The 22467-nt window shown below is 37.5% G+C and carries 17 protein-coding genes; all 17 read right to left on the bottom strand.

Annotated features, from left to right (window positions below; genetic code table 11):
• Window positions 1–233 (bottom strand): transposase (locus BMX83_RS05570; RefSeq protein ID WP_177170511.1); only part of this gene is annotated, 233 nt, incomplete at its 3' end.
• Window positions 234–456: 223 nt separating this feature from the next.
• The gene (gene rlmD / locus BMX83_RS05575) at window positions 457–1860 is read right to left on the bottom strand and encodes a 23S rRNA (uracil(1939)-C(5))-methyltransferase RlmD (RefSeq protein WP_091634503.1); all 1404 of its coding nucleotides are present in this window, start codon (window positions 1858–1860) and stop codon (window positions 457–459) included.
• Between the two features lie 72 nt (window positions 1861–1932).
• Window positions 1933–2946 carry a diacylglycerol kinase gene (locus BMX83_RS05580; RefSeq protein WP_091634505.1) on the bottom strand — a complete coding sequence of 338 codons (1014 nt, stop codon included), beginning with the start codon at window positions 2944–2946 and terminating at the stop codon, window positions 1933–1935.
• A gap of 29 nt (window positions 2947–2975) precedes the next feature.
• The gene (gatB, locus tag BMX83_RS05585; RefSeq protein WP_091634508.1) at window positions 2976–4409 is read right to left on the bottom strand and encodes an Asp-tRNA(Asn)/Glu-tRNA(Gln) amidotransferase subunit GatB; all 1434 of its coding nucleotides are present in this window, start codon (window positions 4407–4409) and stop codon (window positions 2976–2978) included.
• Between the two features lie 2 nt (window positions 4410–4411).
• Window positions 4412–5881, bottom strand: coding sequence for an Asp-tRNA(Asn)/Glu-tRNA(Gln) amidotransferase subunit GatA (gene gatA, locus BMX83_RS05590; protein WP_425425837.1), 1470 nt, complete (start codon window positions 5879–5881; stop codon window positions 4412–4414).
• Window positions 5878–6183: an Asp-tRNA(Asn)/Glu-tRNA(Gln) amidotransferase subunit GatC gene (gene gatC / locus BMX83_RS05595; RefSeq protein ID WP_091634513.1), complete on the bottom strand. Its 306-nt coding sequence runs from the start codon at window positions 6181–6183 to the stop codon at window positions 5878–5880. The genes gatA and gatC overlap by 4 nt, the downstream gene beginning before the upstream one ends.
• Before the next feature lie 39 nt (window positions 6184–6222).
• The gene (locus BMX83_RS05600) at window positions 6223–7380 is read right to left on the bottom strand and encodes a CamS family sex pheromone protein (RefSeq protein WP_091634516.1); all 1158 of its coding nucleotides are present in this window, start codon (window positions 7378–7380) and stop codon (window positions 6223–6225) included.
• 22 nt (window positions 7381–7402) lie between these two features.
• A complete protein-coding gene (ligA, locus tag BMX83_RS05605; protein WP_091634519.1) occupies window positions 7403–9421 on the bottom strand; it encodes an NAD-dependent DNA ligase LigA in 2019 nt (672 codons plus the stop codon).
• Window positions 9422–9458: 37 nt separating this feature from the next.
• Window positions 9459–11696 (bottom strand): DNA helicase PcrA, encoded by a 2238-nt coding sequence (gene pcrA, locus BMX83_RS05610; protein WP_091634522.1) that lies wholly within the window; start codon window positions 11694–11696, stop codon window positions 9459–9461.
• Window positions 11697–12132: 436 nt separating this feature from the next.
• Window positions 12133–13251, bottom strand: coding sequence for an ATP-grasp domain-containing protein (locus BMX83_RS05615; protein ID WP_091634524.1), 1119 nt, complete (start codon window positions 13249–13251; stop codon window positions 12133–12135).
• Between the two features lie 17 nt (window positions 13252–13268).
• Window positions 13269–13823, bottom strand: coding sequence for a DUF2179 domain-containing protein (locus tag BMX83_RS05620; protein ID WP_091634577.1), 555 nt, complete (start codon window positions 13821–13823; stop codon window positions 13269–13271).
• A gap of 114 nt (window positions 13824–13937) precedes the next feature.
• Window positions 13938–15287 carry a hemolysin family protein gene (locus BMX83_RS05625; RefSeq protein WP_091634527.1) on the bottom strand — a complete coding sequence of 450 codons (1350 nt, stop codon included), beginning with the start codon at window positions 15285–15287 and terminating at the stop codon, window positions 13938–13940.
• Window positions 15288–15379: 92 nt separating this feature from the next.
• Window positions 15380–17434 (bottom strand): penicillin-binding protein PBP4(5), encoded by a 2055-nt coding sequence (pbp4, locus tag BMX83_RS05630; RefSeq protein ID WP_091634531.1) that lies wholly within the window; start codon window positions 17432–17434, stop codon window positions 15380–15382.
• 58 nt (window positions 17435–17492) lie between these two features.
• Window positions 17493–18008, bottom strand: a complete 516-nt coding sequence (locus BMX83_RS05635) for a glycoside hydrolase family 73 protein (protein ID WP_177170513.1) — start codon at window positions 18006–18008, stop codon at window positions 17493–17495.
• A gap of 309 nt (window positions 18009–18317) precedes the next feature.
• A complete protein-coding gene (locus BMX83_RS05640) occupies window positions 18318–18653 on the bottom strand; it encodes a thioredoxin family protein (protein WP_177170514.1) in 336 nt (111 codons plus the stop codon).
• A 42-nt stretch (window positions 18654–18695) separates the two neighbouring features.
• Entirely contained in the window at window positions 18696–21677 is a 2982-nt protein-coding gene (locus tag BMX83_RS05645; protein ID WP_091634539.1) for an ABC transporter permease, read from the bottom strand.
• A gap of 25 nt (window positions 21678–21702) precedes the next feature.
• Entirely contained in the window at window positions 21703–22407 is a 705-nt protein-coding gene (locus BMX83_RS05650) for an ABC transporter ATP-binding protein (RefSeq protein ID WP_091634541.1), read from the bottom strand.
• Between the last annotated feature and the right edge of the window lie 60 nt (window positions 22408–22467).

Genomic DNA, 22467 nt, shown 5'->3' on the forward strand with positions numbered 1-22467 from the left:
AATTCAAGTGTACCAATTCTTGTCGTATAATCGCGTTCATAATAGCCATTTCGTTGACTTTGACGTGTAGTTGATCGCTCATATTCATCAGCTTGAATGTATTCTGACCGTTGGTCTTCCATGAGCTGATTAAAAATGGTGGTTAAAATATCTTTCGCTAAATCATCTTTTACAGAATCATTAATTATCTTTTGTATCTCATCAGTATTCAATGTAAAATGTACTTGGGTCATATAAAGTCCTCCTAGGTATGTTTTTGTCGATAAAAACATTGTACCGTAAAAGGAGCTTTATATGGCCTTTTATCTTTTACACAATTATATGGACTTTATCCCATTTCATGTCAAGTAACTTAACATGAAATGGAGGTTATTGTTTATCTTTTTTTGTACGCATCATTAATTATAAAAATCTAATAATTATCCTGACTTTAAATCTGCTGAAGTATTAGGATTGTTATCTCGTCAGTAACGTTACACTCTCAATATGACTGGTCTGTGGGAACATATCCACAGGTTGTACTTTCTCTGCTGTATAGCCACCTTCAACAAGTAAGGCTAAATCTCGGGCTAATGTTGCGGGGTTACAGCTGACGTAGATCATTTTCTTAGGCTGCATTTCTAGTACAGCGTCAATAAATTGCTGGTCCAGTCCTTTTCTTGGTGGGTCAACGACAACTAAGTCTGCAGAACGGCCTTCTTTGCTCCATTCATGCATAACACCTTCTGCTGCGCCGACTTGATAGGTCACATTCTCTACTCCGTTTAGTGCAGCGTTTCGTTTAGCGTCTTCCACTGCCGGTTCGATGATTTCAATACCATAGACTTCTTTAGCTTTTTCAGCAAGCGCTAAGGTTATTGTACCGATACCGCTATAAGCATCGATAACAGTTTCTTCCCCAGTTAATTCAGCAAACTCTATAACTTTACTATACAGCACTTCTGCTTGAGAAGTATTTACCTGGAAGAATGAACGATGGGAAATTTCAAACGTATGGTCAAGCAATTTATCATGATACTTGTCTTCACCATGTAGCATGATCACTTCTTTCCCTAAAATGATATTTGTTTTTTTAGGATTAACATTTTGAACGATACTAACAACATTAGGCAATTCTTCCAAAATGTCTGGGACGATTTTACTAATTGGAAATAATTTCGGTGTGCGTGTTACAAGTACAATCATCATTTCTTCAGTATGATACCCACGACGAACAAGTATGTGACGTAAGTTTCCGGTGTTATCTTTTTCATTGTAAGGTTTTATACCATACGTACGCATGATATCACGGACCGTTACAATAGCCTTATCAATTTCTGGATCTTGAATTTTAAAGTCTTCCATTGGAATTAAATCATGACTATTTTTTCTATATACACCTGTCTCCAGCTTCCCCTTTATTTTTCTGACAGGTATCTGTGCTTTATTACGATAACTAAAAGGATTCTCCATTCCAATAACGTTATGGACTGGCACGTCAGGTAATTTCGCAATTTTATGCATAACATTTTCTACCTGGGTCTTTTTAAATTCTAATTGTCCAGCATAATTGAGATGCTGCAAGGGCATCGTGCCTGATTGTGCATAGGCTTTATCCTTGATTTCCACACGGTCTGGGCTTGCATCTATAATTTTCGTTAATCTTCCTACACCAAACGATTTGCCTACTTTGATGGTTTTAAATTCGATGGTTTCACCTATTAGAGCTCCTTCAATGAATATCGGATAATGTTCTAGTTTGGCCACGCCTAAACCTTCGTGTGTCAGGTCACTAATTTCTCCCTGATACGTTTTGTTTTTTTCTACTGGTGCTTTGAAATCTTTTTTATGATGGCTCATAATAGTCTCCCTTTTTTTCATTTGTCTCGCACTGGTATATTTCATTAATTTAAATGTTGAAGCGCATAATTCTTAGGCTGCGCGCTTTAATTATTATTCATTTCTAGTATCAAGTTCTCGTACACGCTTCTTGAATTCTTCCTCTTTCTCTTCGGAAATCAAATCATGTGTATTGATTGATAGTTGCATGCGATCTAGGTCCGTTATTATTTCCAAGTGCTGTTTGAACATTGTAAATTCTGCAGGCGCATCGCCCCCATATTCACCATCAATATTAATCATCAGCTGCTGATCATTCTGCGTTTCAGCTTTAACATAACTCGTTTTTTTGTATAGGACCTTTGGATGTTGTATATGTCTTCCATCATTCATTATCATGGTAATCAAGCGTAAGATTTCTGCAAAGTTAGTCGTTTTTACCACGATTAATGTGAATTTTCCATCTCCCAGTGTCTTATCCGGAGCAATTTTCTCAAAGCCACCAACTGAATTCGTTAAGGCAACAAAGACTAATGAAGCAATCCCTTCATAAACGCCATCGTCATAGGTTATTTTTACTGGTACTTTTCCTACTCGGGGTAGCAATTCTGCTCCCTTAACAAAGTAAGCCAGCGAACCAAATAATGATTTCATATTTGGTGGTACTTCATAAGTAACTTCAGTTAAAAAGCCAGCTGCTCCTATATTCATAAAATATTTTTCATCTGTTTCAGTTTTGACTTTACCAATGTCCATATGAACAGTCTGATTTTTATGGATTAACTGGGCCGCTTTGACAAAGTCATATCGTGGTATTTTTAATGCTCTCGCATAATCATTCGTAGTGCCTGATGGAATGATAGCCAATTTAGGAGGTGCCTTGTGCGATGACAAGCCGTTCACCACTTCATTGATTGTGCCATCACCACCCGCAGCGATAATTAAATCAAACCCATCTATTGTGCAACGATCTGCTTCTTTTTGTGCACTCAAAGCCTCTGGTGTTGTACAGAATGTACTAGTTTCATAACCAGCTTTTTCATATTCATTCAAAATGTCTGGTAATTGTCTTTTAAATGTTTCACGACCGGATGTCGGATTATAAATCAATCTTGCCCGTTTTCTCACCGTACATCCACCCCCTTTTCTAATCGCTCCTAGCGTTTATCCATTTCTTGTTTCAATATTTTATTTACTACACCAGGATTGGCTTTTCCTCTTGTTTGTTTCATTACGTTACCGACTAAGAAACCTAAGGCGCGATCTTTCCCATTTTTGTAGTCTTCAATAGACTGTTCGTTTTGATCAAGTATTTCAGTAATAATAGGCAATAGTTTAGCCGGATCACTTAATTGGACCCACCCTTTATCTTCAACGAGTGCTTTTACATCTGCGCTGCCTTTAGTGATAAGTTCTTTAAACACTTTTTTTGCAATTTTAGAAGAAATCGTACCATCAGCAATTAAATTAATCATTTCAGCGAGTGCTTTTGGCGTTAGAGCTGTTTCGTTTAATTCCATGTGCTCACTGTTCATGTAAGCTGATACTTCTCCCATCAACCAATTGGATGCTTGTTTGGGATCGGCACCATATTCAACTGTCTCTTGGAAAAAGTCAGACATTTCAACAGTTGCTGTTAAAACGACTGCATCATATTCAGGCAATTGATAATCTTCGACATATCTCTTTTGACGTGCTTCAGGCATTTCTGGAAGTGACGCTCTGATTTCATCAATCCATTCGTTACTTATTTCAAGATTTGGAATGTCCGGCTCTGGGAAGTAACGGTAGTCACTAGAACCCTCTTTCACGCGCATAAGAATTGTTTCACCTGTTGTTTCATCGAACCGTCTGGTTTCTTGCTGGATTGCTCCACCAGCGTTCAGAATTTTTTCTTGTCGTTTTATTTCATGTTCTAAACCTTTTCTAACGTTGTTGAATGAATTTAGATTCTTAAGTTCTGTTTTCGTTCCAAATGCTTCTTGTCCGACTGGGCGGAGAGAGAGGTTCGCATCACAACGCATCGACCCTTCTTGCATCTTCACATCAGAAATACCAGTGAACTGAATGAGTTGTTTTATCGTATCAAGATAAGCTTGAGCTTCTTCTGGCGAACGCATATCTGCTTCAGAAACGATTTCTATAAGTGGTGTTCCCTGTCTATTTAGGTCCACATATGACGAACCATCATCCCCATGCGTATTTTTTCCTGCATCTTCTTCAAGGTGAACACGCTCTATACGTATTCTTTTCTTCTCACCCTTGACATCTATTTCAATCCACCCATCATACCCAATAGGTTTATCAAATTGGGAAATCTGATAGGCTTTTGGATTATCTGGATAAAAGTAATTTTTACGATCAAATTTTGTATCATTCGCTATGCCACAATTCAATGTAAGCGCCGCTTTCATACCAAATTCAATGGCTCGTTTATTCACGACAGGTAATACGCCAGGATGTCCCCAGTCAATAACGTTGGTATTCGTGTTCGGCTCGGCACCAAAATGTGCTGGAGACGGGGAGAACATTTTGGAATCAGTTTTCAATTCTACGTGTACTTCTAATCCTATTACAGGTTCTAAATTCATCCTTATTCTCCTCCTTTAAGTGATGGCTTTTCTTTGTAAAGCTCTGTTGCTTTCTCATAGGCATAAGCAGCCTTGTAAATCGTTTGTTCATCAAATTGCTTACCAATGATCTGCATTCCAATTGGCAATCCTTCAAAAAAGCCACACGGCATAGATAATGACGGGACGCCTGCCAAGTTAACAGGGACAGTTAAAACGTCAGCCATATACATTGCTATTGGATCCTCGATTTTTCCACCAATTTTAAAGGCTGTTGAAGTTGTTGTTGGTGCGACAAGGACATCAACTTCTTCAAAGGCTTTGGCGAAATCTTGTCTGATCAATGTACGCGCTTGTGCTGCTTTTTTAAAGTGTGCATCATAAAAACCAGAACTCAGTGAGAACGTTCCTAACATGATACGACGCTTCACTTCAAGGCCAAATCCTTCCGAGCGTGATTTAACGTAAATATCTTCCAATGAACCAATATTATTTGAACGATATCCATAGCGAATACCATCGAAGCGTTGCAAGTTACTTGAAGCTTCAGAAGAGGCAATGATATAGTAGGCTGGTATTCCATATTTGGAATGCGGCAAACTGACCTCGACAATTTCAGCTCCCATTTCCTTATATGCATCTAGTGCTTCTCTTACTGATTTTTCAATAGTTGTTTCTTTACCATCTTCGTTGAAGTATTCTTTCGGTACTCCTATGCGGAGCCCTTTTACACCTTCATCAATATTTTCAGTGAAATCAGGTGTGTTGCCACGGTAAGATGTTGAATCTTTGTCATCGGTTCCGCTGATTGCGTTTAAAACAAGTGCATTATCTTTAACAGTACGTGTAAAGGGTCCAATTTGATCTAGACTTGAACCAAAAGCAATGAGGCCATAGCGAGAAACCCGGCCGTATGTTGGTTTCATACCAACAAGCCCTGTAAAGGATGCGGGTTGACGAATGGAGCCTCCGGTATCTGACCCTAGTGATACTGGTATTTGCCCAGCAGCAACAGCCGCAGCTGAACCCCCTGATGACCCACCAGGAACGCGTGTTAGATCCCATGGGTTTCGCGTGATTTTCATAGCAGAATTCTCAGTTGATCCTCCCATAGCGAACTCATCCATGTTCAATTTCCCAACAGAAATCATACCTGCTTGGTTTAGTTTTTCCACAACAGTCGCATCATAAATGGGGATAAAGTTTTCAAGCATTTTTGATGCAGCGGTTGTTTTAACGCCTTTTGTTGAAATGTTATCCTTGATTCCAATAGGCAGGCCACTCAGTACATTGCCTTCCTCAACACCCTTTTCATCCACTTTTTTTGCAGCATTTAGTGCCTCTTCTTTGTTCAATGTGATAAATGCGCCAACTTCATCGTCTGTCTCTTCTATATTTGAATAAACAGACTCAATCAAGTCAACAGCTGTTAACTCTTTATTGACTAGTTTTTCATGCAGTTCTTCTAAAGTATAATCTAAAAAATTCATCAGGCGTCACTTCCTCCTTTGTCAAACATATCAGGAACTTCAACAAAACCATTTTTTTGTGTTTCAACATTTTTAAATAGCTCTTCTCTATCCGTCCCTTTTTCAGCCTTATCTTGTCTCCAAACGTTTATTTGTGGGTGGCCATGATAACTGCCTTCCACTCCATCTGTATCCAATTCTTCTAGTTGTTCAACCATTTCAACCATTTGAACTATTTCATTTGTAAACGTTTTTAATGACTCTTCATCTATTTCAAGTTTAGCTAAGCCAGCTACATGCTTTACTGTTTCTTCATTTATAGCCATAAAACCCTTCCTTCCGTCTCTATAATAGTATTAAATCTGTTAATTAAAAATATATACCTCGTATTCTTTTTTATCATTTTCACGATTGAGATAAGATTCCATCCCGTTTAATGATTCAACATTTATTTGAGTAGGTACATTTCCCGGTAAGTATGTTTTCCCGGCTTCGTTTAAAAATTGTGTGAAAGCAATCATTTCACCTTTACCATAAAACTGTGTGGTCACCGATATTTCAAGATCAACTAATTGGTTTTCAATATAATGACCAAGCCCTGTCACTCCACTCACATTTGGGAAGAAGTTTTCAACTTCAGATTTAAAATTGGCAAAGTTATTACCCACTGCGCTCTGCATACCTTCGAGTGGGAATATGACGCGTTCTTCATTAATCTTCTTCCAATCGGATACTTCGGTCTGATCCTTCTCGCTCAAACCTGTTGCAATAAAGGTTCCTGGAGCTAAATCATCTCGTGCTGATTGCTCGTACAGGCCAATCATTACCGGTATGTTTTCCAAGCCTTCGATATTTCTTATGCGTGATACAACTTCATTTCCGATTCTTTGGCCTTCTTCAAGTACTTTTTCTCTTGAAATTTCTTGTTCATAGGTTGCTTCGTATTGGGCCAGTTGATAGTAATCAACAGAGTTGAGCGCTAAACCAATACTCACTCCCGCAAATTCAAGGCCGTTTTCAGTTTGAATGTAAAAATTTTGTTCAAGTATTGAGTTCAAAATATTTGGTACACGTTCCCCCGCGTCTTCACTTTCATTCGCTGGAGGATTTAACCCTTGCATCTGTTTGTCGCTCTCTTCATCGGATTCAGCCTCAGAGGCTTCCTCTCTTCTTAGCCAACTCGTAACAAGTTCAGAGGATAGGTACTGTCCTTCTTGAAAAAAGTAGTCATCAACAGAAAAATAGGGTTGTGAGTGACGCATCAAGTCGACCTCAAACGTACGCATATTTACATTAGAGTTCAAACTTCTTGTAATCCCTCTATTTTTACTTGGGGCATAAGTCCCGTCTTCTGTAATGACAGGACGATAATAATCAGAGTCTATTTGTTCTTTAATGATTGTTTCCTTATTTTCTTGACCTTGATTCGCTTCACTTGAATCATTACTATCTATTGAATTATCACAGGCAACAAGAAATAAAGCTTGAGCAATAATTAATCTTAGCAACACTTTCTTTTTCATTCGCTCTCACTCACTTTTTTAATCATTCATCAATCTCCTTAAGAACTTGCTGTTCATTCAATACAGGTATACCTAGTTTGTTCGCTTTAGCTAACTTACTTCCTGCATCTTCCCCGGCAACTAGATAGTCAGTGTTTTTAGAAACACTACCTGTTACTTTCGCTCCGTTATTTGTAAGTTTTTCCTTTAGCTCATTACGCGTAAATTCTTCTAATTTTCCAGTTATAACTACGGTCTTATCTGTAAAAAATGTTGCTATCTGCTCTATTTCTTCTTTGCGTTTCCCTTTATATTCCATATTAACATCAGCTGCTTCCAGCTTTTCTAGTAGTCGATCTACTTCATCTAACTCAAAGAAAGCTTGAATACTCTCCGCGATTATTTCGCCCATTCCTTCAATCGCTTCAATTTCTTCTTTTGAAGCTTGTCGTAATTTGTCCATCGTAATAAACGCCTCAGCTAACAAACGAGCAGCCTTCGTCCCAACGTGTCTTATACCTAAACCAAAAATTAAACGTTCCAATGAATTTTTTTTGGAAGCTTCAATGGCTCTCAGTAAATTGTCAGCTGATTTTTCGGCAATTTTATCTAATTTCAATAATTCATCTTTTTTCAAATAATAAAATTCAGCTGGGTTTTTAACAATCGCTTCATCATACATTTGCTCAGCTATGCGTTCACCTAAACCGTCTATATTCATGGCATTTCGGGAAACAAAATGTGTCAGTTTCTCCTTGGCTTGCGCCGAACATGCAGGGTTCATACATCTTAATGCTACTTCATCTTCAAGATGCATCAACTCACTATCACACACTGGACAGCGCGTTGGATAATCGTAAGGTTGACTATCTTTTGGTCGTTTATCTTTATTAACCTGGATTACTTCCGGTATAATGTCGCCCGCTTTACGCACTACTACAGTATCTCCCAATCTGATATCTTTCTCTTTCATGAGATCAATATTGTGTAAACTTGCACGCTGTACCGTTGTACCAGCCAGTTGAACAGGATCCATCACAGCTGTTGGCGTGACGACTCCTGTTCGCCCAACTGACCACTCCACTGTTTGAAGAAGTGTTTCTGATTCTTCTGCCGGAAATTTATAAGCAATAGCCCATTTGGGTGCTTTAACCGTATAGCCTATTTTTTCTTGGTTCGCTAATTCATTTACTTTAATGACAATACCATCGATTTCGTAGGGTAAATCTGCTCTTTTACTCTGATATTCTTGAACAAACTCCCAGACCTCATCCATTGAATCATAGATACGGCGATCAGAGTTTGTATTCAGACCAAGGTCATCCATTAATCCTAAAGCATCTGACTGACTATCGATGTCTCTTTCTTCTATTTGAGCAAGGGAATAAAGAAAAACATTAAGATTTCTAGAAGACGTTACTTTTGGGTCTAAATTTCGAATCGTTCCAGCAGCTGCATTTCTCGGATTAGCAAAAACCGATGCCCCTTCTTCCTCACGCTTTTGATTTAGCGCTAGGAAGGAAGCTTTAGGCATATATATTTCGCCACGGGCTTCAAGAGTCAGTGGTTTTTTCAAAGTTAAAGGAATCGAACGAATTGTTTTAACATTCGCCGTTACATTCTCACCTTCTGCACCATCTCCCCGTGTGACAGCTTGTTCAAATTTCCCCTGATGATACTTCAAAGAGACAGCTAGTCCATCCATTTTCAATTCGCATTGATAAGTATAAGGTGAATCTAGAGTCTGAGAAATTTTCCTATCAAAATCTTGAAGTTCTTCTTTCGAAAAAGCATTGTCAAGACTTAGCATAGGTGTATCGTGTTGTACTTTTGTAAAGCCATCGAGCAGAGCTCCCCCCACTCGTTGAGTCGGCGATTCACTTTGAACGAGTGTCGGAAACTTCTCTTCCAGTTCGACTAATTCTCTATATAGTTTATCGTATTCCTCATCTGGGATAGTCGGCTGATCCAGTACATAATAGTCATGACTGTGTTGGTCTAGTAATGGAATGAGCTCTTCTACCCGTTTTCTAGCTTGTTCAAAATGCAATGTTTCACCCATTATGTTATCCTTTCTCCCCATTTATATTTTTGATTAGTTAAATTTTTTCAATTGGTGCAAAGCTTGCAAGTAAAGGTTTGATCCCAACACCTGGGAAGGCGATGTCTAGTTGAAGATCGTCTCCTTCACCGCTAATTTTCACAACAGTTCCAATGTCCCATACTTTATGTTTGACCTTCTCACCAACTTGCCAGTCCAATTTCTCGGCACCACTGTTTCCTGTTGCATGAGAAACATATCGTTTCTTTTTCTTTGTATTTTTCTCAAATGGATCATTTGTTTTACTTCCAAAACCCTTATAGGTACTGCTTGAGAAAGGTTTCAAGGAATTCGATTCTTCGATATCTAAAATAGTATCATCCACTTCATCTAAAAAGCGGGAAGGACGATTGGATTGTACACGACCATACAAGGCACGAGACATAGCATTGGTTAAGAATAACTTTTCTTCTGCACGCGTAATACCAACATAAGCTAAGCGCCTCTCTTCTTCCAACTCATCTTCATCCATTTCTGCTCGAGAAAGCGGGAAAAGACCTTCTTCCATACCAATAAGAAAAACTATAGGGAATTCTAAGCCCTTAGCAGCATGTAAAGTCATCAACGTGATTTCACTTGTTGGTTCTTCCTCTAATTTATCTATATCAGAAATAAGAGATAGATCAGTAATAAATGCAATAAGACTGTCATCTTCTTGTTCTTCTTTATCAAATTGATTCGTTACCGTTAGAAACTCTTCTATATTTTCTATACGTGTTTCTGCTTCCAATGTTCGTTCTTTCTTTAAAGTTGGTAAATAATCTGATTTTTCCAGGATCTCTTCAGTTAATTCTGTAATACTTAAAAATTCGGTCATTTTACGGAAATCTTGAATCATTAAGGCAAAGCTTTCTACTTTTTTAGCTGCACGTGCAGATAAGTTTATACTATTTGCATTCAAAGCTGCATCGTAGAGACTCCAGCCCATTTCCTCAGCAGCTAATGACAATTTTTCCACAGTACTTGCGCCGATTCCACGTTTAGGTTCGTTTACAACACGAGCAAAACTGAGATTATCTTTAGGGTTTGCAATAAGCGTTAGATAAGCTAGGATATCTTTGATTTCTTTACGGTCATAGAATTTATGTCCACCAATCATCCGGTATGGAATATTGGTCTTAATCAATGTTTCTTCCATCACACGAGACTGCGCATTTGTACGATACAGAACGGCTACGTCCCCATATTCTCGATCAGGCTTTTTTTCCAATTCTTTTTTAATATTTTGAATGACATATCTCGCTTCTTCATGTTCATTTCCTGCTCTGTAATAAGTAATGAACTCTCCGCCGTCTTTATCGGTCCAAAGATTTTTATCTTTACGTTTTGAATTGTTCGAGATGACATCATTTGCTGCCTTTAATATGTTTTTACTTGAACGATAATTCTGTTCCAATAAAACCACATTCGTATCTTCATAGTCTCGTTCGAAATTCAAAATATTTTCCATGTCAGCACCACGCCAGCCATAGATACTTTGATCTGCATCTCCTACAACACAAATATTTCTAAATCGTTCGGCTAGTAAATTGACCAGCTTATACTGTGCATGGTTAGTATCTTGATACTCATCTACATGTACATATTGAAATTTAGTTTGATAGTATTGTAAAACATTCTCATGTTCTTCAAATAAGCGAACTGTCAGCATAATAAGATCATCAAAGTCTAATGTTTCAGACTGTCTTAGTTCGCGTTGGTAGTGATCATAGCAGTCTGCTACGATTTTTCCGAAATAATCCGTTGCTTGAACTCGAAATTCTTTTTCATTTTGTAAATTATTCTTTGCGTTACTGATTTCTGAAAGTATCGCTCTGGGATTATATTTTTTCGGATCGATATTTAGTCGTTTAAGTATTTTTTTTACAAGCGTTAATTGTTCTCCGGGATCAGCGATAGTAAAGTTAGAACTATAACCAATAGCATCTATTTCTCTTCTTAAAATGCGCACGCACATCGAGTGAAATGTTGACACCCAAACATCGCGTCCTCCGTCTGTAACAAGTGATGCTACGCGGTCTTTCATTTCTGATGCTGCTTTATTTGTAAAGGTTATCGCCAATATATTCCATGGATTTATGCCTTTTTCTTGAATCAGATAGGAAATACGGTGTGTCAGTACACGTGTCTTTCCAGATCCTGCTCCAGCCATTATTAATAGAGGGCCATCCGTGTGAACAACCGCTTCTCTCTGCTTGGGGTTCATCCCCTGTAAAATATCTTCTCGCAGTACCACTATTTTCATCCTTTCAGGTGTTCATACATTCTTACATTATAACAGAAATTGGTATTCTCTTTCCATATATCTTGATAGAGTTTCTACATAAGCAACGGATTGATTTTGAATTAAATACATAGCTGAGTCGTTGTTTTTATGGAAATTTCTAACCCTAATTTTAAGGGGGGCACCCCATCTCTGCCCTGAGTACGACATTTCATTCCAAAAAGTGCTTACTCAACTGTCACCCTAATGCTGAGTTCGACATTTTTTATAATTCAGTCTTTGACAGCGTTAAGTCAAGTGTCTAACAGGATATATTATATACAGTTTCGTTGTTTAGATATCTAAAATACGAATACCATAAATTGAATGAACGTACATAAAAAGAGACCATCAGTAAGATGACCTCAAAATGTTTTGCTTCTCTTATTTTACTAAATTGCGTGAGTATTTAATCAAAAACATCTGAAAGTTGTTCTAGTGTACGTTTAAGTTGTTTAGCAGTTACTACTAGGTGCCCGAATTCACCTGACTCTTTATCAGAAATATTATTATAAAAAGTAAATAGCCAATCAGATTTTATTTGAGCTTGTGTGAAGGCTAGGTCTATTTCATCTTTTTTTATCAACTTCATAACTAGAGTGTCAGGTAGCCTATCCATCACCTGAACTGGCCAGCCGGTTATAGCTTTTATCAAGGCATCGTATTGCGACACTTCTGGGTAGTTAAATGTGTACTGGAGTGCTCGGTGTGGGTGGGCAACAATTTCGTTGACATAAAGTGCTCCACTACCTGTTGAAAAGATTTCGATAGCCATCACGCCGACAAAATCTAGGTTCTCGGCAATCGCTTGTCCAATACGTTTAATTTCTTTCTCAGTTTCTCCATCTAATTCAGCAGGCGCAATGGCCTGATAAAATGTATCATCTTTATATGTCATTTCAGTTATGGGGAACGTTGAAATATCGCCTTTACTATTTTTAACTAACGCAAGGCACATTTCTTTATCAGATGGTATCCATGCTTCAAGGACACAGGTTCCGCTTGTTAAAAATTCTTTTGATGCATCAATATCCTCTTCACTGAACAAAATATAATGCTCTTTAAAGCGGCCATCTCTACTATTAGATTTCAAAACACACGGAAATCCTATGCTAGTAACTGCTTCTTTAATATCATCGAGGGAAACAATCGTTGCGAATGGTGCAATATTAACTCGTGCTGACTCTAGAAATGCTTTTTGTAACATTCGGTCTTGAGAGATTGATAGTAATTCATCCCCTTGTGGTACGGGTACTGTTTTTTGAATTCTTTCAACCAAACTTGAAGGAAACAAATCAGACTCATAGACAATAACATCGCTCTTTAAAGCAAGATCAAGGCTGGCGCTTTCATCTGATAATTCTGCCTGGATGAACCAGTCAACAACATCTACAGCTGAGCAGCTTTCATTTGGATCAAGCAAACCAACAGAATAGCCTAATTTTTTTGCGGATAGAGCTAATAATCGGCCTGTGCTTCCCCCTCCGATAATACCAATCGTACTTCCCGGTTTAATCCAATTTGTCATTATATTTCACTCCATGATTATATTTCTTCGAATGGATCTTTCTTTGGGTTAGTTCTCACTTGCTTTTTGTTTTTCTTCATTCGTTTTGTCCAAAATCCACCATTTATATATCTTGGTTCATATGAAATCATAAAAGCTTTTGGTTCAATTTCATGAATTAATCGATATAAAGCTCTCTCATTAGAGCGGGGAGTCAGAATTTCAAGGACATAACGGTTGCCTTCTCTTCCATACGCTTGGCTAATAGTAACGCCAAAACCCTCACCACGAAGTTCTTCCGCAACATCCCAACCATTCTCTGGGACGATTGTGGTAACAAGAATATGACCAAGGGCCAATTTGTCTTCAATTTTCATACCTGCGTATATCCCTGTCCCGAAACCAACGGCATAGGCGATAATGTTCATGACATTATCCAAATTATCTAGAACCAAACCGAGGCCAACAACATAAATAGCTACCTCAATCATTGCAATAAAAGGAGCTACAGACTGATATCCCTTCATTGTTAACATCATTCTTAACGTGCTTAAAGTAACATATACAACATTAATTAAAAAAATAGTAATCATTATTTCCCAGTTAAAACTCAAGCTATCTCTCCTATATTAAAACGACATCTATCCTATTATGAAATAATGGCTGAGACATAAAATGTCTCAGCCTCAATCAATAAGAAACACTATTTACTCTTCTTCATTTTCAGATTTCTTTTCTTTCGTCTCTTCTTTTTTCAGTTCAAGTGTAAGTGTTGAAATTCTAGAGCCTTCCATTTTATCAACTGTTAAGCAAAAATCCTTAACACAAATATAAGCATTTTCCTGTTCTCTAGGTATGCTCCCAAATCCAGTGATAAAGTATCCCGCAATTGTATCAACATCCTCTGAATCAATGGACATATCAAAATAATCATTGAATTTATCAAGTGGTGTGGCTCCATCTACACTATAAGTGACTTGATCGATTTGTTCAATTAAACTGTTTGATTCATCATATTCGTCATCGATTTCTCCAACAATCTCTTCTAGCAAATCTTCCAATGTGACAATGCCTACAACACCGCCATACTCATCATTTAAAATAGCCATCTGATTCTGTGTTTTTTTCATTTGGAATATTAAGTCATCAATATAGATTGTTTCAGGAACAAACAACGGACGGTTACTTATTCTTTTTAAATCGATCGAATACAATGGTTTATGTTTCGACGCTTGTAATAAGTTCTTAACATGAACAATACCTAAAATATTATCCTTATCCTCAAAGTACAAAGGGACACGTGAATGTGGTGTTTCCAGCATTTCCTCTATATTTTCTTCATTCGGATCATCATAGTCTAGCATAAAGGCATCTGTCCTTGGTACCATAACCTCGCGCGCAATTTTATTATCTAAAGATAAAACACCTTTAAGCATTGAGAATTCATCAATATCAATAACCTCATGTTGATGACTGTGTTCGATAAAAGAACGAAATTCATCTCGGGTTATCGTCTCATCATTAGCAAGAAAGTCTATAGGAAGAAGTCGTTTCATCCCTCTTATTGTTATATTAAGTAACCATACCATTGGCATAGATAAGTATCTCAAACCTATAACCAGGCCAGATAATTTCATAGCCATTTCGTCTGGATTTTGTTTTGCTATTGCTTTAGGTAATTTTTCCCCAAATGATAGGAGTAGATACGTCAATATAACGGCACTCACTATTAAGCCAAAAACTTGCGAAGATAAAATCGGATTTGTAAATAACTCCACTACTTGTGCAATCAATAACACTGTTATTCCACTCGTTAAGACTGCGGTCAGAGACATCCCTACCTGAATGGTTGTTAAAAACTCATCTGCATTTTCTAAAATTCTTAAAATCCGCTTCGCCTTTTTGTTTCCATCAAGAGAGGCTTCCATGATTTTTTTAGGGTTGATTGATATCATAGCCATTTCTACGGCTGAGAAAAATCCATGTAAAACAATTAAAGTGATAATAACTACTATCGGCCCAATTAAGGGCTGTATACTCCAGGGGTCGCTGTTCATAACTTGTCTCCTTTTAATTTCCGATCACGTAAAAACACAGTCACTATATCATATAACTGTCTTCCTTACAACGCTTTTTTTACTCATAAACCTCATTCCAGTAGGGGTATAATACTTTCAAAAAACGGTTTGAATTGTTTAATAACATCACTACTTTTTTGTCCTTCTAGCTGTCCTACAAATGAATAGCTAGCATTTTCTTCATCAAATGCATACAAGAATCCATTCGTTTTATTTTCTTCAACACCAGCAATTTCTGCTGTTCCTGTTTTGGCGCCCATTTTATAATTCAATGTATCCAGTAAATGAGATGTCCCATTCGCATTTGTTACTGTATTGACAAGGCGTTCTCTAACAAGTCTAGCATTCTCAGCAGATACTAGTGGTTCTGTTTTCATAACTTCCTCTTCTAGTAATAGTTGTGGTGAAACGAGTGACCCTTTGTTTAGTACTGGTGAAAAGAAAACCTGTTGATGGATGGTGTTCATAAGAACTTCTCCTTGGCCATATGCTGTATCGGCTAGCAATGTTTTTTTGTCGATTGTATTATCCTTTGCTAGCTGTGCTGGTTCCATATTGATGGGAAATTCGAATGTTTCTCCAAACGGAAACTTCAACATGCCTTCTACAAATTTTTCTGTACCCATTCCTATTGCTTCCATTGCAAAATAAATATTGTCTGAATAAACAAGCGCGTCTGAAAGATTGACCTTTGTAATGGAGTCATTCACTCGTGTGATTTTTCTATCTCCAAATCCAGCTATTTCTGGTGACCAATTCAGTCCATTAATACTATTTACTTTGTCTGGTGTTGTCGTTCCTGATTCCAAGAGCACAAGCGAAGTTAAAATCTTAAAGGTTGATCCTGGTGCGTAACGTGCTGTGAATCGATTCAAGAAAGGCTGATTTTCATCTTCATTATATGCGTTATAATCCTCTGAAGAGATCCCTCTAGCCATGAGTTGGGGATCATAAGAAGGCGAACTAACTAAACCAAGGATTTCTCCCGTATTTGGGTCCATCAGCGATGCCGTCCCAGGTTCTGAATTTAAAGTCTCAAATAACTCTGATTGAATATCACTACTGATTGTCACATTTATTGAATCGCCATCTTTTTTCGCACGTTTAATTAATGTTTTCTTTATATTCCCAGCTTCATTTACGAGGGTAATTTCTCCTCCTGAATGCCCGCGAAGTTCTTTATCAAATCTGTATTCTAGTCCACTTTTACCCACGACTTGTCCCGTTTCAAGCTCAGGATTATTCTCGATATCTTCTGCGGATACTTCTCCAACGTAACCAACTAAATGCGCAGCAGCTTCTCCTAAAGGATAGAGACGGTCTATCACGTTTTGATACAATACTCCTGGCACCTCCGGCGTTTCCCCTCTATCAACGGTTTTAAACGGAACGAGACTATCTTCAGTAACCCAATTCTGTTCAAGTAAATCTAACAGGACTTCTTCTGACACATTAAATGTTTCACTTATATTTGATAACCTTTCTTGCCGTTCTTTTCCCTCTCCTAAACTTTCAGGGTGTAATCCCGCTTCATAGGCATCTCCATCTCCAGCCAACATGTTTCCATCTCGATCATAAATAGAGCCACGGTTTGGTTCTGTATAGGATAGACTGATGGTGTCTCCTTTTTCCATATCCGGAAAGAAAAGCGAATGATCCCATTCAATACTTTTTGACTCATCTTTTTCTGTAATTCGCGCTTGATAGTCTGTCAATTCTATATCACCAAGCACCGTACTCATATTAGCGTTATATTGAAGTGAATATATATCTGCTTCTTCATCGTATATAATTTCATGACTTACTATATCAAAACCATCTACTCCGATTGACTGAAAAACCGTCTCATATCGATCAGAAAGTTCTGAATCAGTATATCCTTCTGTTTCGACTGAACTTTTCATGAGGGTGTCTAAATAATCATCATAACGCCCTTTTTCCAATGCGGTTAGATGATTATCTACCAGTGCTTCAACATTATTCTTACGTTCAATAGCTAATTGCTCGGCTTTCCAGTTTTGATAAAAGAAGAAACTACCAACACCTATTATAAGAATACTAATAACCCCTATTGTTATCCCGACAACCTTTTTATTTGATTTTTTTGACTGTTTATTATTTTTCATACCAAGTCTCCTTTACGTTCATCGCTATCCGTTTATCACCTTATTTATTCTTAACTCTTCATTTACTTTTTTCATCAAAACGATTTAAATCGTATGTTTCGATAATAGTAATTACTTTTTCAGGATATGATGGGTCGGTCGCATACCCTGCAGTATAGAGTGCCTGAGCAGCTCCTTGATAGGTGGACGCTTTTTGAACGTCTTCGTAAAGTTTCGGATCCCAATTCGTTCCATTTTTAATTAAATCGGCATAATCTTCCACTGAGGCTTCTAGCGATGGATAACTTCTAAAAGAGGCCATGACCTCTTCCCATTCTTCATCATATTCACGTGTCGCATAAGCTGTTTCACTCGACTGCCCTTTTATGCCAAAAAAATTATTCTCTTGACGAGATAAACGACTCTCACCCCAGTTTGATTCCAATATGGCTTGAGCAATCGTCACGCTTGGTCTTATACCATGAGTTGACCGCAAAGGGACAGCATAGCTTGCAACCTCGTCAATAAACTCATCCTTTGTCCATTCTTCTTGAACGTTTACTTCTACTTCCTCTTCAACGGTTTGACTAAGCAAATAAAGCGTCCCAAAGAACGTTAGCATTAAAATAATCAGTAATTTCAAAACAGGTAAAGATGTTTTCTTTTTATAACTCAGGATTTATCCTCCTTATAACAGTTAATCTTTCAATATACTATTTTTTAATTGTTTATTTTTTTATTTAATCTTATTCATATTTATTTTAACACATTCATTCACATCTAAATAGATATAGTCTATTAACATTCTTTTAAAAAGCAAGCAAAAACTCCCTCCGAACGTCAAGACTGCCAAATGGCTTGAAGAATAACCATTCGTTCTTATGTTCTAAAGGGAGTTCAAGCTTTAAGCTTTCAAAGCATCTGTTATTTTTTTTAATTGTTCGTTTACTTTATTTCTTTCAATAAATCTTGCAAAGCGCATCACTTCTTGTCCATTCACAAAAAGTAATACGACAGGAATAGTGAATACTGTATATTCCCCTGCGATACTTTGGAGCTTCTGCACGTCTGCTTGCATAGACTCAATTTCAGGATAGCTTTCAATAATCGGTTTTATCTGTGGCAGAACAGCATGGCACACAGAACAGTTATTGCCATAAAGATATAACAATGCTAGATCTTTTTCCTTAACGAACGTCTGTAACTCTTCAAGCGATTGTGCTTCTTTGAAACCATCCATCATACTCTCTCCTTATTTAGTTTAACAGCTTAAATACTCTTACTAATCTTGTGTTTTCAACGCTTCTACCATATCCACATTTTTTAATTTAAAATGCATCACTAGCATTACTAAACTGCTAAAGAAGAACATCAACAGGAATGAATAGAGGTAACTGGACCAGGCAATTTGATTAATGAAGCGCATGACATCAAGTTCTGCCGTTTGTAAAACAAATTGATGCATAAAGATACCCAGTACAAAACCTACAACAATACCCATGATTGTCAAGACAAAGTTTTCACGGTATACATACATGGTTACTTCTTTATCATAAAAACCAAGAACTTTAATTGTGGATAATTCTCTGATTCGTTCAGATACATTTATATTTGTAAGGTTATACAAAACGACAAAGGCGAGTGATGCAGCTGATATAATTAAAACTACAGTAACAACATTCAAACTGTCCATCGAATTCTGGAATTCTTCTTTTATAGAAGAAACAAACGTTATCCCCAGCACTCCCTCTTCTTCTGTTAATTTTTCGCCTAACTCATCTTCACTGACGGCGTCTTCATATTTCAACAAACTCGTATTATATGCAATATCATCTTTAACTACTTGGTTATAATAGTCTTTTGACATGTATATAAAGTGTTCGACATATTGTTCAGAGATACCAGCAATTTTTATTTCGCTAGTTTTTCCTTCATCCCATTCCATTTCTATCGTATCACCGGTAGTTACTTCCAGTAAATCAGCAAGTTTATCAGTGATAATTGCTCCCTCATCTGACAACTTATATTTAGATGTTTGATCATCCCGATCTCTTAAAACGACAAAGTCTTGGAATACTGTTTCATCATCGGGAACAAGGAGTGTCGCATCACGCGTTTCGCTCCCTTTATCTACCGTGATACTTTCTTGTAGTGACTGTAGTTGCTTTTCAAAACCATCGACCTCATTAAGTGTCTCGGCAATAAACTCTTGCTCTTCTTTATTTGCATCAGAATCCTCAGTCACAATGGCCTGATAAAGATTGATTTCGCCGAATTGTACATCAGTAATATCGGCTATTGAATCCGAAAGACCAAACCCAGTAAGAAGTAAAGCTGTTCCTCCAGCCACTCCAAATAACGTCATCAACATTCGACGTTTATATCTAAATAAGTTCCTTGAAGAAACTTTTTGAATAAATGAGAATCGTTTCCAAATAAACGGAATGCGTTCCAAGAAGATACGCTTCCCTTTTTTAGGCGCTTTGGGCCTTAGTAAGGTTGCCGCATTACTGCGTAAGGATAATCTTACAGATACTAAGGTTGATAAACCTGTAGCTAGTAAAGCAGCTATCATTGAAATGGTAGCATAGTTCCAATAAAAATGCGTCTCAGCTGAAGGCAAGTTATAGAGTGAGCTGTACGCATCAAGAATAACACTTGGGAATAACCAATAACCTAAGAATAAGCCCAATAAACTACCAAATAATGTCGCAATAAATGCATAGACGAAATATTTAGCAGCAATCGACATATTCCCATACCCTAAAGCTTTAAGCGTACCGATCTGATTTCTGCCTTCATCGACCATACGAGTCATCGTTGTCAATGAAATGAGGGCCGCTAGCATAAAGAAAAAGACTGGGAAAATTCTTGCTATAGCGCTAATACGGTCAGCATTTTCGCTAAATTCCTCATAGCCTGCAAAAGAAGTTCTGTCTTTGACAAAATATTCCGGTTCTTCCAAATCAGCTAACTGCTCTTCGGCTTCCTTTAGATCAATCTGTGCTTCATCAATTTCTTTGTTTGCTTTCGCTTCTTTTTCTTCAAATTCCGCTAGGCCCTCTTGATATTCTGCTTCAGCGTCGTCAAGTTCTATTCGTGCTTGCTCAAGTTCTTCTCTTGACGTTGCAAGTCTTTGTTCAAGTTGATTTTCTGCTTGTTGAACTTCTTCAAGTCCTGCTAAAACCTGTTGTTCTTGAACCAATAGTTGTTCATATGCAGCTGAATTCTCCCTCTGCGCTTCTTTAAGTTGATTTTTATTTCCTTGTATTTCATTTAATGCTTGATTTAAATTTTCTCGTTCACTTTCGATTTCAGCACGGGCATTCGCTTCTTCTGTCTGGAGCTCGTCCTTCCCGGTTTCATAATCCGCGTAACCTTCATCAATCTCTTTACGTGAATCGTTTAGTTCCTGTCGACCTTCTTCAAGGTCTTGCTTTGCCTCTTCAATTTCTGCATACCCATCATCTATTTCCTTTTCAATTTCATCGTACAGCTTTTCATATCTTTCTTCGGGACGGCTAGAAAACACGTCTTCAACATCATTTGTTTTTTCTTTTATAAACGATTGGTAATCATCAGAATAGGATTCATACTGATTCGATTGATCAAACAGAACATAGGCGTCAGTATAAACCTCCATATCAAAAACGTCAGAAGATACTACAGAAAAGCCATCTAAATTACCATTTCCGATTGTTGTATTTCCGCGACTCGAACGTTCGATAAATAAAGGACTTTTAACAAAACCTACAACTTTGAAAGTATCTTGCTTAAATGTGTTGTCTTGACTATCTGAACTTTCTTCATTTATTTTAACTTCATCGCCAATAGAATATTTATTAGCATAACTGCTTGTCTGATCTAGAGCGATTTCATCAGTACTTTTAGGCAGTCGTCCTTCAATAATTTTAAAATCATTAATATTTTCTCGGTTTTCATTCCAACTATATACCTTTGAAGTTAAACCTGTTTTGTTGAAAATAACATCTTTACTATAAAGATAATTAATATCTGCATTCTCAACCGATTCAAGAAGTTTCTTATCCTCGTCTGCCAATCCCATAGTTGAAAAGACATGCAAATCACTTAAGTTTTGCTCATCATAATATGAATCTGCTGTATCGATCATAACTGGACCTGTCGCGCTTAAACCAGCATAAAAAGCAACCCCAATTAAAATAATGGCAAAAATAGACAGAAAGCGGGTCTTACTTCGCATGATTTCTCTAAATGTGTCTTTCCATAATGCGCTTTTCTTCATTTCACACCCTCATTTTCTCTACATTCTACCATTCAATCGAGTCAACTGATTGTGGTTTGTCATTCAATGTTATCTCTTTTACTTTGGCGTTTTTTATATCTATTACACGGTCAGCCATTGGAGCGATTGCACGGTTGTGTGTAATCACAACGACGGTAGCCCCAAATTCTTCTTTCGAACGACTCAATAAATCTAAAACCTTTTTACCTGTTTCAAAGTCTAAAGCTCCCGTGGGCTCGTCACAAAGTAATAATTTAGGCTGCTTAGCCAAGGCACGAGCAATAGCTACACGCTGCTGTTCCCCACCTGATAATTGCGCTGGAAAATTATTCATTCTATCTTCTAGTCCCACGCTAATAAGAATATCTTCAGCATCCAAAGCATTTGGAGAAATTTCAGCAGCCAATTCGACATTCTCTTTGGCTGTTAAGTTGGGAATAAGGTTATAGTTCTGGAATATAAAGCCAACATCCTTGCGGCGATATTCAGTAAGCTGCTCTTCTTTGAAGCCAACTATATTCGTCCCGTCAATAATCACATTTCCTTCATCAGCCGAATCCATTCCTCCTAATATATTTAAAACAGTTGTTTTTCCTGCTCCACTAGGGCCCACAATTACAGCAAATTCATTTTTCTCTATATCGAACGTTATTCCATCATTCGCAACAACGACTGTTTCTCCTGATGTATAACGTTTTATTTCATCTTTTACAGATATATATGCAGTCATATTTCTTCGTCCTTTCTTTACCAGTACCTATCTCTCTATTTTATCATAGATAATAAACTT

The sequence above is a fragment of the Alkalibacterium gilvum genome, assembly GCF_900109085.1.
GTDB lineage: Bacteria > Bacillota > Bacilli > Lactobacillales > Carnobacteriaceae_A > Alkalibacterium > Alkalibacterium gilvum.